Source organism: Virgibacillus siamensis (assembly GCF_900162695.1).
Lineage (GTDB): Bacteria > Bacillota > Bacilli > Bacillales > Amphibacillaceae > Lentibacillus > Lentibacillus siamensis_A.
Genome location: NZ_FUIH01000007.1, coordinates 1248242 through 1261890 on the forward strand (window position 1 = coordinate 1248242; position 13649 = coordinate 1261890).

Genomic DNA, 13649 nt, shown 5'->3' on the forward strand with positions numbered 1-13649 from the left:
CGTATTTATGAATAATAATCCGGAATGCTTTACATATATATAAATTAACCATACGATACATTTAGAAGAATGATGAATTAAGGAGACTATTCCATGAAACGTAATATTTTCGGTATACTCGTTTTAGTTATTTTAGCTGGTGTCATGATTGCCGGTTTTATGAATAGTAAGTCGGATGAGACAAGCAGTTCCGGTGAGAATGAAAACGATTCGCAGGGTGCAGGAATCGTGGCCCCTGACCAAACCGGAGTTGAGGCAGGGGAAACTGCACCTGATTTTGAACTTGAAACATTATCTGGTGAGACATTCCGGCTGTCGGATTTACGCGGAAAGGCAGTATTTCTGAATTTCTGGGCTTCATGGTGCGGTCCGTGCAAAAAGGAAATGCCGGACATGCAACAATTTCATGAGAAGCATAAAAATGATGTGGAAGTTATTGCGGTCAACTTGACAGGCAGCGAGATGGGGGTAGGAAAAGTTCGCAATTATATCGATAAATTCGGCTATACGTATCCGATTCCACTGGACAAAAAGTCTAAGGTGCAGGAAATGTATGACGTAACAGTTGTCCCAACAACATATTTTATTGGACCGGATGGTGAAGTTATGGAATCTAAACGCGGGCCGATGACGTACGATTTTATGTTAGATATGCTAAAGAAAATCAAGTAGATTATAATGTTGGAGAGAAATGGTAATACTATTGCTAAAAAGGAGTGGATTACTATTTCTTTGAAAAAACGTCTGACATTTGATGAGTTGGTACAGGAAAACAGAAAGCAAATTTTAAAAGATCGATCGCAGATTGATGCGATTGAAGAATTATTTGAAAGAAAACATCAGCTGCCAGATAAAAAGTCAGCAACATAAACAATGCTTGTCCAGTTAACGGACAGGCATTGTTTGTTTTGGAAGAATTACATAGATGATATATTGACTATATATATGCTAATATCAGCTTTTTAATGTACATAATAAGCAGCCAATCAGCAAACTATAATGAGGAAATACAATGGATAAAGGAGATGTGTTTTGATGCCGGACAAATATGAACCAAAACCGGATGACCGCAGTGATAATGCGGAGAAGCTGCAGAACATGATTCATGATACGCTTGAAAACATGGAAGAAGCAGAGGAAACAATGGAGTTTTCATCCGGTCAGGAAAAGGAACAAATCCGGGAGAAGAACCAACGCCGGAAAGATGCTGTTAAAGGTATGCGACAGGAAATAAAAGATGAAACAGATCTGTAAAGGATTCCCCAGACCTCCAGCGGTTTGGGGTTTTTCTCTTAAGAGCAAAGTATCTTTTTTCGTAAGTTGTTTATGGTAAAATTGGGATGGAGTTTATGTGTAAGGGGGAAGTTGAATTGAGTAAGATACGGACACCAATTGAAGTCAGATATCAGGAAACAGATCAGATGGGTGTAGTATACCATGCGAATTATCTTGTTTGGTTTGAAATTGGCAGAACTAAATTTATTGAAAGTATTGGCTTAAATTATGCTAGTATGGAAAAACAAAATGTTGTTGCACCGGTAGTGGATGCAAATATTTCATTCAAAAAGCCTGTCCATTACGGGGAAGACATTTTTGTAGAGACTTGGATTGAGGAATATGATGGGCTTCGTACAGAATACGCATACAATGTCATCAATGAAGATGATGAAATTTGTGTCAGTGGTACGACCAAGCATGTCATCGTCAAAAAGGACAGTTTCCGGCCGCTTTCCCTTCGAAGGTCTTTTCCGGATTGGCACAAAGCCTATACTAAAAATATTAACGGAGAATTGTGATGGCATTTGGAATCGATAGAAGTGAATTAATAACATGGAAACATGAAGTAAGCAGCGGCAATATTTCATTTCTGACCCATTATTGGATGGATAAACGCTTTCCGGGATGCTACTCGGTTACGAAGGTTGGATGCAGTGATCTTCAAAAACTGATGGATTGGGGAAAAGCGTACAATCTTCAGCCGCAATGGATCCATAGGGATGAAAATTATCCGCATTTTGATCTCTTTGGTGACAGGCAAAAACGTATTTTGGCCAATGAAGGAAAATGGGATCAAATTGACAAATTTAATTTATAAAAAAATCATGAGCCGCAAGTAATCGGCTCATGATTTATATTTAAATTCAGGTTCATTTAATTTGTGATTTAATTGAACATACAGGTCATTTGCCTCGAAGTACCAGGCATCCTTTTCCTCAATAAAAAAGGTAATTCCTTCTGCTTCGCATGATGCATGGATGCTGACTGGCTCATCGAAACCCACACCAAGTGAAAATCCCGGTATGGCACCGCCGAATCCGTATCGGACAAAAAAACGTACGTGTGCAGATTCCTCAATCTCCATCTCTCTCTTATACCATTTCGCTGCGTTTCCGGAAATGTGTAATTTCAAGAAATCACTCCCACATAATCTGTCTATTAGTGTTTTGAATCCTTTTCCGGAACTAAATCGATTCCACCGGGATGGAAGGGATGACACTTGCTGATCCGTTTGATGGTCAGATAGCCGCCCTTCATGACCCCAAATCGTTTAAAAGCCTCCAGTCCGTATTCCGAACATGTAGGATAAAATCTGCATGTTGGAGGTTTTAATGGACTGATCACTTTACGATAAAACGTAATGAAACCAATAAATAAATATTTCATTCGTGTAATCCCCTTGTTTAAGCTTCCTCTTGCTGTTTGTCATATGTTACGGATGCAATTGCATCATGCATATGAATGGACTCTTCATTCCGGCATTCAACCTTGAATTTTGTCACAAACGGCATTTCATACAAATCTGCAGCTACCAGTCGAACTACATCTTCGACAAAACGCGGATTCTCATAGGCTTGTTCTGTTACCATTTTTTCATCCGGACGCTTTAGTACAGGATGAATTCGGGCACTCGCGTTACTTTCTGCTGCTTCAAGGAGCATTGCTTTCCAGTCTTGTGTGCTCTCATCAAAATCCTGATCCAGTGAAATTTTTATGGAAACATGTCCGCGTTGATTATGCGCACTGTATTCACTAATTTCCTTTGAACAGGGACAGAGTGTTGTAATAAGTGCCGTCAGAGAGGCACTTATTGTAAAGCCTTTATTCACATCATAGTTTACTGTGATGGCAGCATCTGCATGATTCATACCCGGCAATTGAACATATGGTCCGCGGCGTTCAAAAAACCATGGAAAACTCACTTCAACTTCGGCATCATTCTGTTTCAGACGTTCTGCCAAATCTTTTGTAAACGACTTGAGTGTTGTAATGTCAACTGTAAACCCCTGTTTATAATAGTCCTGAAGCTGTTCTGTAAAACGACTCATATTTGTACCTTTACTCAATTTACCGATACTTGAGGAAAACTTAAATGTACCGATAGTTGTCTGATTTGTTGGCGCTAATGTGCTGGTTACAGTAATCGGATGTTTCACGTTAGCAATTCCAACCGCGTCAAGGTCAAATAGAAAGTCATTTCGGGTGTTCTGCAGATCAGCCATTTTACTTTTTTCACTTGGTTTCGTTCTTGGACCCGGCTCAACAGAACCGAATAATTTATGGCGTTGTGCTTTATTAGGTAGTTGTTTTTTGGATAAGGTCTCAGTTTTATGCATATCTATGACCCCTTTCTATTCGTCCTGTTTATAATTATACTTAAGAAAAAATCAGTATTCAATATTTTGGCTTTCAGATTACATCCACGTTATTTTAGGTTCTGTTTTGTTTTTAATACGTTTAATGTTATCTTTGTGTCTGTAAAATACAAATATGGTTAATCCTGCCGTGACAATAATCAGACCGATATCCTTAAATAGAATGGATACAATAATGGCAACTACGCCTGTGATTATGGATGACAGGGAAACATACTTGGAAATATAAAGCGTCAGTAAAAATGAAGCAATCATGATAACAAATAAAATTGGATTGATTCCCAATAATATTCCGCCTGATGTTGCGACTGCCTTGCCTCCTTTAAACCTGGCAAACAAAGGATACGTATGTCCCAATACAGCAAACAGTCCAATAATCAACCGGTAAACATCGGCATCAAAGAATAATGGCAGTACGGTTGCAATGGTGCCTTTTAAAATATCGGCTGCTATAACGATAGTACCTGCTTTAATTCCAAGCACACGGAATGAGTTCGTGGCACCGAGGTTGCCGCTTCCATGTTCGCGGATATCAATATTATACCCCACTTTTCCAACAATGACTCCGAAAGGGATGGACCCTAACAAATACGCTATAATGGCAAAAATCATATACTCCATACCGTTTCCTACCTTCATTAAGAGTTTTGCTGTTTATTCATTTTACCATGAACTCACCAATCACAGAACCTTAATCTTGAAAAGATAGTTATGATGGTCTATAAAAAGGGTATATATATGTTGTGCATCCACGCCAAGTGTCAGATAACATAAGGAGGACGCGAAGAGCATGATTGAATTCATGAATATAAAGAAAGTTTATCCTGATGGTACAGAAGCGATAAAAGATTTTTCGCTTACGATTGAAAAAGGAGAACTTGTAACATTGATTGGTCCAAGCGGCTGTGGGAAAACTACCACAATGAAAATGATAAATCGGCTAATTGAACCTACAACCGGGGCAATTCACATAAATGGAAAAAGTATCAACGACTACAATATTCATGAATTGCGCTGGAATATCGGATATGTTTTACAGGAAATAGCGTTGTTTCCACATATGACAATTGCGGAGAATATCGCAGTGGTTCCGGAAATGAAAAAGTGGAAGCATAAAAAGATTCAGGAGCGAAGTCTGGAACTTTTAGATATGGTTGGACTGGATCCATCGGTATATAAGGGGAGGATGCCCAGTGAATTGTCCGGTGGTGAACAACAGCGTGTCGGAGTCATCCGTGCACTTGCAGCGGATCCGGATATTATTTTGATGGATGAACCTTTCAGTGCGCTTGATCCAATAAGCAGGGAGCAACTGCAATCGGATATCCGCGACCTGCAAAAGAAAATTAAAAAGACTATTGTGTTTGTAACGCATGACATGGATGAAGCTATGGCATTGGGAGACAAAGTATGCCTTATGCGAGAAGGACAAATTATTCAGACAGACTCCCCGCAACAGCTGATTCTGCATCCAAAAACAGATTTCGTGCGGGACTTCATAGGTGAAAGAAAATCCCCTTGGCAGACAGCTATTGATGTCATATCAGACCAGTCAGGGGAACGTGTGATTGCTGAACAAAAAGCAACGGAAAATACAAAAGGTTTATATGTGCTGATAGATGACAACGGAAACTATGTCGGTGCACTGGAAAATGGTACAAGACGTTCACTTGAAACCCTGGAAAACGATTTGGCGCTGTTTAAAGCAACCGAAATAATACAGAAGAGCGAACAGGAAATTTTTCCGGTTTTAAAGGGTAACAAATTAGCCGGGATTCTGACGTATAAAGATGTTGTCAGTTTCCTGAGGAGTAAAACGAGGTTGGATAATGGGGTGATTCAGTAATGAAGGAATTCATTGATGTCTTTCAGAAAAGGCAGGATATACTCCTTGAAACCATTTGGGAGCATCTGCAAATATCACTTATCTCGTTGATTATCGCAATCATCATAGCTGTTCCCCTTGGACTGGTGCTCACCAGGTATAAACGGGTGGCAGAACCGATTATCGGGCTTTCGGCTATTATGCAAACTATACCGAGTTTGGCCGTATTGGCGTTTCTGATTCCGTTTTTTGGAATTGGAACGACACCTGCAATTATTGCATTAACATTATATGGTCTTTTACCTATATTGCGAAATACATATACCGGAGTAAATGAAGTAAATCCTGCCTTAAAAGAAGCAGCTACCGGCATGGGAATGAATTCATTCCGGCGTCTGACCAAAGTTGAACTGCCGATTGCATTACCTGTCATTATGGCTGGTATACGGACATCAATGGTACTCATTGTTGGTACGACTACGATAGCCGCATTGATCGGGGCGGGTGGCCTTGGGGAACTGATTCTTCTTGGGATTGACCGTGGTGCCGATATAAACCTGATTATACTTGGTGCCGTTCCCGCAGCGTTACTGGCTATCGCACTTGATTATATCTTGCGCGGATTTGAACATATATCGAGGCGTGCCGGGATTAAATCATTTATTGCCATGATGCTTGCAGCAATTCTGATTGTCGTTTCACCGTTTGCTTTTACAGGTGGAAATAAGACTGATTTGACGATTGGCGGAAAACTTGGTTCGGAACCAGCTATTCTTATTAATATGTACAAATTGCTTATTGAAGAGGAGACAGATTTGAACGTAAAATTAAAGCCGGGTCTCGGCAAAACAGCTTTTGTTTTCAGTGCATTAAAAAATGGCAGTATTGACATTTATCCCGAATTTACCGGTACGGCCATTGTGACTCATCTGGAGCAGGAAGCGGAAAGCAATAAAAAGAAAGAAGTGTATATGCAGGCTAAAAAAGGGATGAAAGAAAAATATGGAATGGTTATGCTAAAACCAATGCAGTATAACAATACGTATGCCGTTGCAACAACAAAGGAATTTGCTGAAAAACATCATCTGAAAACAATAGGCGATTTGAATAAAGTCGAAGATCAACTAACAGCTGGATTTACATTAGAGTTTAAAGACCGGTATGATGGTTATGTTGGAATGCAAGAAGTGTATAATCTCGACATCTCAACCGTCAAAACAATGGAACCGGGAATTCGCCAGGAAGCATTATCAAAAGGAGAAGTAGATGTCATCGATGCATATGCAACAGATGGATATATGATTAAACTTAATCTCGTTACATTAGATGATCCGAAAAATTTGTTCCCTCCTTACCAGGGTGCCCCGTTGTTGCGTCAGGAAACGTTGCAAAAATATCCGGAACTCCGTGATATTCTAAACCAGCTTGGCGGTAAAATTAACGATCAACAAATGCGCCAAATGAATTATCAAGTTGATTCCAAACGGAAATCACCCGAAACAGTTGCACGAAACTTCCTTGTTGAACAGGGACTGCTCGAAAAGTAAGCGGATTGAAGGCATAAGCGTAGTCATATCAGTATTTGGAGAATGGCCGTAAAGGTCATTCTTCTTCTGTAAAGCATTAAAACTTTACACGCATCAAAACAGTATGGATCGGGCGGTTTCACCATCGGAAACTATACAAAAGGAAATTATTTATAGTATACTAATATCAATGTTTTGTTAGCATATTTACATTATCAAACATTTGTTCTATTATAAAATAATCAGCAGAGATACATATCGAAAGGGGTCAATGATTGAATGGTCAATAAATCACTGCAGTATTCAGATGATTCAATTCAGGTGCTTGAGGGACTGGAAGCAGTTCGAAAACGACCGGGAATGTATATCGGCAGCACTGACCAGCGGGGACTGCATCATCTTGTGTTCGAAATCGTTGATAACGCAGTTGATGAAGCCCTTGCCGGATATGGCAACTATATAAAAGTAACCATTCATCAGGATAACAGTATTTCCGTTACGGACATCGGAAGAGGAATCCCGACCGGAATGCATAGTACAGGAAAACCAACGATAGAAGTCATTTTTACAATTTTGCATGCCGGAGGTAAATTTGGCCAAGGCGGCTATAAAACAAGCGGCGGATTACATGGAGTTGGTGCATCCGTTGTAAATGCACTTTCCGAGTGGATGGAGGTAACGACCTTCCGGGATGGAAACAAATACATTCAGCGTTTCGAAAATGGAGGAATTCCATCAGGCACGCTGGAAAACGTTGGAACATCACGAAAAAAAGGGACGATTATTCACTTTAAACCAGATCCTGAAATCTTTTCAGCAAAGGTTTATAATTTTGAAACACTTTCCGAAAGATTGCGGGAGTCTGCTTTTTTACTGAAAGGTCTAAAGATTGAACTGGTGGATGAGCGGAATGATGTAAAGGAAGAATACCAGTTTAATGATGGTTTGGAATCTTTTGTTGCATATTTAAATGAAGAAAAGGACACGCTTCATCCTGTTGTATCCTTTGAAGGCGAACAACAGGGAATCGAGGTGGATTTTGCATTTCAGTTCAACGATGGATTTGCGGAAAGCATGCTTTCCTTTGTGAACCATGTCCGTACGAAAGATGGTGGGACACACGAGTCGGGTGCCAGAACGGCTATCACCAGAACATTTAATGATTATGCAAGGAAAACATCGATTTTAAAGGAAAAGGATAAAAACCTGGAAGGAACGGATATTCGCGAAGGTCTAACGGCAATTGTTTCAGTACGTATTCCGGAAGAACTGCTGCAATTCGAGGGGCAGACAAAAGGGAAACTTGGAACAACCGAGGCACGCTCTGTAGTGGATGCGGTGGTATCTGAAAAACTGTCATATTTTCTGCAGGAGAATCCCGATGTGTCCGGGTTGCTTGTCAAAAAGGCAATGAAAGCAAAGGAAGCACGTGAAGCCGCCAGAAAAGCACGTGAAGATGCAAGGTCCGGTAAAAAGAAGAAGCGAAAAGATACACTGCTTAGCGGGAAACTAACACCAGCACAATCGCGTAATCCAAAGAAAAACGAGTTGTATTTGGTCGAGGGTGATTCTGCAGGGGGTTCTGCAAAACAGGGAAGAGACCGTCGTTTTCAGGCAGTTTTGCCACTTCGGGGTAAAGTAATCAACACGGAAAAAGCAAAACTGCAGGATATCTTCAAAAATGAGGAAATCTCAACCATCATTAATACGGTTGGTGCCGGTGTCGGCGGAGATTTTGATCTGGAAGATGTCCAATACGACAAAATTATTATCATGACAGATGCGGATACTGATGGAGCGCATATTCAGGTTTTATTGCTTACGTTTTTCTACCGGTATATGCGTACACTTGTGGAACAGGGTAAAATCTATATCGCATTGCCGCCATTGTATAAAATTTCAAAAGGCAAAGGGAAAAATGAAAAAGTCGTATACGCCTGGGATGATGATGAGATGAAAAAAACCATCAAAGAATTCAAAAATGGCTATATGATTCAACGATACAAAGGTCTTGGGGAAATGAATGCGGATCAGTTGTGGGAAACAACGATGAATCCTGAAACCAGAACATTAATAAGAGTTACCATTGAAGACCTGGCAAGGGCCGAAAGACGTGTGACAACATTAATGGGCGACAAAGTGGAACCCAGAAGAAAATGGATTGAAGGTCATGTTCAATTTGGTATGGAGGAAAATGCCAATATCCTTGAGAATGATAAAATCCATACGTAATAGCAGCCAGAATTAAGGGGGGATTAGTTTGGCACAGTCAGAAAGCTATCTGGATCTTCCACTGGAAGAAGTGATGGGAGACAGATTTGGCAGATACAGTAAATATATTATCCAGGATCGTGCCCTGCCTGACGCGCGGGACGGTTTAAAACCTGTACAGCGCAGAATCCTTTATGCAATGCATGAGGAAAAGAATACACATGAAAAAAATTTCCGAAAATCAGCCAAAACGGTTGGTACGGTTATTGGTAATTACCATCCGCATGGGGACACATCCGTCTATGATGCGATGGTGCGGCTGAGTCAGGAATGGAAAATCAGAAATGCATTGGTTGAAATGCACGGAAACAACGGTAGTATTGATGGTGATCCACCCGCAGCAATGCGTTATACGGAAGCACGTTTATCGAAAATCTCATCCGAACTGCTGCGTGACATTGGAAAAGAAACCGTCGATTTTATACCGAACTTTGATGACACGATTTCCGAACCGGTTGTTCTTCCTGCAAAATTTCCGAATCTCCTTGTAAATGGATCGACCGGAATTTCTGCAGGGTATGCAACAGATATACCGCCGCATAATCTGGCGGAGGTAATCGATGCCGTTATAAAGAGAATTGATAAACCATCTGTTACAGTGGATGAATTGATGCAGGTGATGAAAGGACCTGATTTTCCGACAGGTGGTATTATTCAGGGGATTGATGGTATTCGTCAGGCTTATGAAACCGGAAAAGGTAAGATTATTGTGCGGGGGAAAGCAACTGTTGAAGACGTTCGTGGCAACAGGCAGCAAATTGTAATTGATGAAATCCCGTATGAAGTCAATAAGGCCAGTATGGTAAAAAAAATGGATGAGCTGCGCATTGATCGTAAAGTTGAGGGGATTGCCGAAGTACGAGATGAGACAGATCGTACCGGGCTTCGGGTTGTAGTCGAATTGAAAAAAGATGCCAACAGTGAAGGTGTCCTGAATTATCTGTATAAAAATACAGATTTGCAAGTGACATACCATTTTAATATGGTGGCTATCCAAAATAAGACACCTAAAGTGCTGTCGCTTCCGCAAATTCTTGATGCTTACATCGAACACCAAAAAGAGGTCATGACACGCCAAACACAGTATGACTTAAAAAAAGCGAATGATCGTGCACATATTGTGGAAGGTTTGATAAAGGCGATTTCCATTCTGGACGAACTGATTGCGACCATTCGGGCATCAAAAGATAAAGGTGATGCCAAAAAGCGGATTATGGAAAAGTATGATTTCACCGAGGCTCAGGCCGAAGCAATTGTAATGCTGCAGTTATACAGATTGACAAACACAGATATAACATCATTGGAAAAGGAAGCCGATGAACTACGTAAAGCAATCGCAGAATATGAGGAATTGCTTGGCAATGAGAAAAAGCTTTACCAGGCGATTAAGAAGGATCTCAGACAGCTGAAGAAGACTTTTTCCGATAATCGGAAAACAAGAATTGAAGATAAAATTGAAGAGTTGACATTCAATATTGAAGTAACTGTTGCCAGCGAAGATGTTCTGGTTTCTATTACGAGAAGCGGTTATGTAAAACGGACCAGTATCCGGTCATACGGCGCCTCCAACGGCGAAGATTTTGCCATGAAGGATGAGGATCATCTGGTTAGTTTGATGGAACTGAATACAACCGATAAGCTGCTTCTGTTCACAACGAAAGGGAAATATTTGTTCGTTCCTGTCCATGAACTGCCTGATATCCGATGGAAAGATCTTGGTCAGCATATATCCAACATTGTCTCCATTGAAAAGGATGAAAGCATTGTTCAATGTATTCCGGTTCGCGAATTTCAGGAGGACAGTTATCTGATCTTCTTTACCAGGAATGGTATGGTGAAACGAAGCGAATTGAAACTTTATGATGCACAGCGCTACTCCAAAGCACTAATTGCCTTGAACTTAAAAGGTGATGATGAAGTCGTAAACGTATTGCAGACAAATGGACATTCAGATGTGTTTGTCGCTTCCAATAAAGGATTTGGGTTATGGTATCATGAATCGGAAATTTCTGTTGTTGGTCAGCGGGCAGCGGGAGTAAAAGCAATGAAGTTGAAAGAAGGAGAACATGTTGTCAGTGGTCAGGTATTTGATGATTTAACAGAGCCTTCGATTGTAGTTGTTACACAGCGCGGCGCGTGCAAGCGCATGAAATTGAGTGAATTTGAAAAAACAAGCCGGGCAAACCGTGGTCTGCTAATGCTTCGTGAATTAAAAAGCAAACCGCATCGAATAAAAGGGCTGTTTACCGTTAACAATGAAGATACGATTTGTTTTAGAACAGCCAATGGTAAAATACACAGTATTTTTCCGCTTAATTTGTCAGCAAGTGATCGATACAGCAATGGATCATTTGTTATTGACAGTGATAACCAGGGTGAGGTTACCGAGGTATGGAAAGAGGCCGTTTATGATAAGGTTTTTGAGGATACCGAGGTTTAATCGGTAATTTGAAATATCTGTTTAGGATTGAGGCTGAGACAAAAGTGTATTATCCAAAAAAATCCGAACAACGAATTAGAGAATGGAGCGTATAGCCGCTCCGGAAATATACTACGCTTTCACTTTCGAGCATAAGTGCGACATCTGCTCAAGCAAGCTTTCGCAGTGTCTTCTTTACCGCGGGCGGCTGCTAAGCCTCCTTGTGCTTGGTGCTCGTCGTGTTGCAAGTGTTTCAATGAAGCAGCACTCCTCGCAATTCGAAGCATATTCGGGGGAAGTAACGCTCGTCGCACTGCGGGGTCTCACCTATGCCTTTCCTCCCGCTGGAGTCTTCGTATATTTCCTCCGCTAAATTCCTTTTTGTTCGTCTTTTGGATTACACGTTTCTGATATGTCCCAGTCTTGAGATACCAGCCGGTGGTGATTGGCTGGTATTTTTTAATTTCCGTAAATCATCAAAAAACTTTATGTAATATATTGCATTTCGCAATAGAAAGTAGTATGATAGGTTTCACCGATATATTGCATATCAAAAATAATATTATAAACATCACAGGAGGAACCTATCATGAATGGAAAATTGTCCTTTTCGTCTTATGCAGCAGTTGGTGTCATGCTATTTGCACTATTTTTTGGGGCTGGTAACCTGATTTTCCCGGCACAACTTGGACAAAATGCCGGCACAAACCTTGTTCCGGCAGTTATAGGATTTTTAATTACGGGAGTGGGACTGCCACTGCTTGGAATTATAGCGATGAGTTTTTCGGGTAGCCGTAATTTGCAGCAGCTCTCAAGCCGTGTACACCCGGTATATGCCGTGTTTTTTACATCACTGCTTTATTTGACAATCGGTCCATTTTTTGCATCTCCTCGTACGGGTACAGTTGCATATGAAATTGGTATATCGCCTTTTGTAAATGAATCTTCGCAACAACTAGGTCTGCTTATTTTTACATTACTATTTTTTGCTGTGGTACTTTGGTTCTCATTAAAACCAGCTAAGCTTGTTGATAACGTCGGGAAGTTTTTAGCTCCTGGACTGGTAATTCTGCTTGCAGTTCTGCTTATTACAGCTATTATGAATCCGATGGGAGCAATAGAAGCACCCCAGGAAACGTACGCAAATGGGGCATTTATAACTGGATTCCTCGAAGGATATAATACAATGGACGCACTGGCATCATTGGTATTTGGTATTATTGTTATTAATGCAATCCGGGCAATGGGTGTAACATCCAATACCGACATTCTTAAAACAACCGTGAAGGCGGGCAGTATTGCTATATTGCTGCTTGGAATGATTTATGTAGGGATTGCATATTTAGGGGCAACGAGCACACAGGTTTTTGGAATTTTTAAAACCGGCGGTCCAGTTTTAAGCAATGCTGCGTCTTATTATTTTGGAACGTTTGGATCCATTCTTCTTGCAATTACTATTTTATTGGCATGCTTGACAACTGCAATCGGATTGACCATAGCCAATGCGGAATATTTCCATACACTTTTTCCAAAGGTCAGTTATAAAGTGCTTGTAGTTTTCTTTACTACGGTGACGTTTATTTTTGCAAACTTTGGACTGGCAAATATTATTACCTATTCTATACCAGTTCTGATGTTCTTGTATCCTTTGGCAATTGTGCTGATGCTTTTGACATTCCTTTCTCCATTATTTAATCATGCAAGGGTGGTGTACAGTTCAACTATCGCTGTTACGTTTTTGATCAGTTTCTTTGATGGTCTTAAGTCGCTCTGTGAATCACTTGGAATCCAGTATTTCACATGGATGCAGCCAATTATAACTTTTTACGAGCAAACATTGCCTTTTTACAGTCAGGGACTTGGATGGTTGCTTCCGGCTGTTATTGTTATAGCAATCACCGGTACAATCAGCCGTTTTCAAAAAACAGCCACAGTTCATGCATAAAAAAAATCCG

Annotated in this window: 14 protein-coding genes; 10 read left to right on the top strand and 4 right to left on the bottom strand. The window is 40.6% G+C overall.

Annotated features, from left to right (window positions below; genetic code table 11):
* Nucleotides 1-93: 93 nt before the first annotated feature.
* The 5 genes from B1K71_RS09950 to B1K71_RS09970 all read left to right on the top strand — a co-directional run bounded on the left by B1K71_RS09950 (nt 94) and on the right by B1K71_RS09970 (nt 2095).
* The gene (locus B1K71_RS09950; protein WP_077326456.1) at nt 94-672 is read left to right on the top strand and encodes a redoxin domain-containing protein; all 579 of its coding nucleotides are present in this window, start codon (nt 94-96) and stop codon (nt 670-672) included.
* A 60-nt stretch (nt 673-732) separates the two neighbouring features.
* On the top strand, nt 733-870 hold the full coding sequence (locus tag B1K71_RS09955) for an FbpB family small basic protein (RefSeq protein WP_342742124.1): 138 nt from the start codon (nt 733-735) through the stop codon (nt 868-870).
* A 165-nt stretch (nt 871-1035) separates the two neighbouring features.
* Nucleotides 1036-1254 (top strand): small acid-soluble spore protein Tlp, encoded by a 219-nt coding sequence (gene tlp / locus B1K71_RS09960; RefSeq protein WP_077326459.1) that lies wholly within the window; start codon nt 1036-1038, stop codon nt 1252-1254.
* Nucleotides 1255-1370: 116 nt separating this feature from the next.
* A complete protein-coding gene (locus B1K71_RS09965; protein WP_139343322.1) occupies nt 1371-1796 on the top strand; it encodes an acyl-CoA thioesterase in 426 nt (141 codons plus the stop codon).
* Nucleotides 1796-2095 (top strand): hypothetical protein, encoded by a 300-nt coding sequence (locus tag B1K71_RS09970; protein ID WP_077326463.1) that lies wholly within the window; start codon nt 1796-1798, stop codon nt 2093-2095. Before B1K71_RS09965 ends, B1K71_RS09970 begins: the two co-directional genes overlap by 1 nt.
* A 27-nt stretch (nt 2096-2122) precedes the next feature.
* On the opposite strand, the gene B1K71_RS09975 is transcribed toward B1K71_RS09970, so the two are convergent.
* The 4 genes from B1K71_RS09975 to plsY form a co-directional block, all read right to left on the bottom strand.
* Nucleotides 2123-2410: a HesB/YadR/YfhF family protein gene (locus B1K71_RS09975; protein WP_077326465.1), complete on the bottom strand. Its 288-nt coding sequence runs from the start codon at nt 2408-2410 to the stop codon at nt 2123-2125.
* Between the two features lie 26 nt (nt 2411-2436).
* The gene (gene yidD / locus B1K71_RS09980; RefSeq protein ID WP_077326467.1) at nt 2437-2664 is read right to left on the bottom strand and encodes a membrane protein insertion efficiency factor YidD; all 228 of its coding nucleotides are present in this window, start codon (nt 2662-2664) and stop codon (nt 2437-2439) included.
* A 17-nt stretch (nt 2665-2681) separates the two neighbouring features.
* Complete coding sequence (gene folE2 / locus B1K71_RS09985) at nt 2682-3614, bottom strand: GTP cyclohydrolase FolE2 (RefSeq protein WP_077326469.1); 933 nt, start codon at nt 3612-3614, stop codon at nt 2682-2684.
* 78 nt (nt 3615-3692) lie between these two features.
* Nucleotides 3693-4274: a glycerol-3-phosphate 1-O-acyltransferase PlsY gene (gene plsY / locus B1K71_RS09990; protein ID WP_077326471.1), complete on the bottom strand. Its 582-nt coding sequence runs from the start codon at nt 4272-4274 to the stop codon at nt 3693-3695.
* 169 nt (nt 4275-4443) lie between these two features.
* Here plsY and B1K71_RS09995 point away from each other — a divergent pair, with 169 nt between their 5' ends.
* The 5 genes from B1K71_RS09995 to brnQ all read left to right on the top strand — a co-directional run bounded on the left by B1K71_RS09995 (nt 4444) and on the right by brnQ (nt 13639).
* Nucleotides 4444-5499, top strand: coding sequence for an ABC transporter ATP-binding protein (locus tag B1K71_RS09995; RefSeq protein WP_077326474.1), 1056 nt, complete (start codon nt 4444-4446; stop codon nt 5497-5499).
* Nucleotides 5499-7025, top strand: a complete 1527-nt coding sequence (locus B1K71_RS10000) for an ABC transporter permease/substrate-binding protein (protein ID WP_077326476.1) — start codon at nt 5499-5501, stop codon at nt 7023-7025. The genes B1K71_RS09995 and B1K71_RS10000 overlap by 1 nt, the downstream gene beginning before the upstream one ends.
* Nucleotides 7026-7283: 258 nt before the next feature.
* Entirely contained in the window at nt 7284-9236 is a 1953-nt protein-coding gene (gene parE, locus B1K71_RS10005) for a DNA topoisomerase IV subunit B (protein ID WP_077326478.1), read from the top strand.
* A gap of 28 nt (nt 9237-9264) precedes the next feature.
* Nucleotides 9265-11715: a DNA topoisomerase IV subunit A gene (gene parC / locus B1K71_RS10010; protein WP_077326480.1), complete on the top strand. Its 2451-nt coding sequence runs from the start codon at nt 9265-9267 to the stop codon at nt 11713-11715.
* A 568-nt stretch (nt 11716-12283) separates the two neighbouring features.
* Complete coding sequence (brnQ, locus tag B1K71_RS10015) at nt 12284-13639, top strand: branched-chain amino acid transport system II carrier protein (protein ID WP_077326482.1); 1356 nt, start codon at nt 12284-12286, stop codon at nt 13637-13639.
* The last annotated feature ends 10 nt before the right edge of the window (nt 13640-13649 follow it).